The sequence below is a fragment of the Bacillus sp. LR--39 genome, assembly GCF_053613335.1.
This window is the reverse complement of the sequence record NZ_JBSIOT010001148.1, coordinates 1-617: the sequence shown is the minus strand read 5'-3', so window position 1 is coordinate 617 and position 617 is coordinate 1. Positions and strand designations below refer to the sequence as shown.

Below are 617 nucleotides of genomic sequence, written 5' to 3'. Positions count from 1 at the left end.
AATGAAGCCTTTGCCTCATGAAATCACGGGACCTGATAATGATTTAAATGATTTTATTGAAACCTATATGAAGAAAGCACAAGATGAGAAAGCGCCGGTTTATATATTCGGTTCCAAATTCGGACCTGAACAGGCTGCAGATAAAATATTCGGCTTTACCCCGACCAACGGCATGCACAATATCCATATGAATCAAGGGAATGCAATGGATACCCGCTGGAAAAAAGACAACGGCTCTTGGCATGACGGGGGTATTCTGATTCAGTTTGCAGATCAGTGGGCCGCTGTGTTTTTAGCGTTTTTATCCCAATCTTGGTGTACCGATGAAAACGGAAACCCGGTCAGGGATTGTGATCATACCCAAACGTCTGCGTAAGATTAGAAAAAGAGACTGCGGCGAGCAGTCTCTTTTTGATACGATTACACATTTTCAACAGTCTTTAGGCTGTTTGGCCTCATATCGCTCCAATGCGATTGGATATAGTCCAAACAAGCTTCATGCCCTTTTTCCTCATGAACGACTGTCCAGCCGCTCGGCACATCTATAAAACCCGGCCATAGGGAATATTGGCCTTCTTCATTGACCAGCACCAAATATGTGCCATCCGCATTTTCAA

2 protein-coding genes are annotated in these 617 nt (G+C 44.1%); one reads left to right on the top strand and one right to left on the bottom strand.

Annotation, left to right across the window (positions count from 1 at the left end; genetic code table 11):
- Positions 1 to 376: DUF2278 family protein (locus ACWHAR_RS29050; protein WP_452088691.1), on the top strand; the 376-nt coding region annotated here is incomplete at its 5' end.
- Between the two features lie 44 nt (positions 377 to 420).
- Here ACWHAR_RS29050 and ACWHAR_RS29045 read toward each other — a convergent pair.
- Positions 421 to 617, bottom strand: a 197-nt coding sequence (locus ACWHAR_RS29045; protein WP_452088690.1) for an MbtH family protein, incomplete at its 5' end; no start/stop codon positions are given.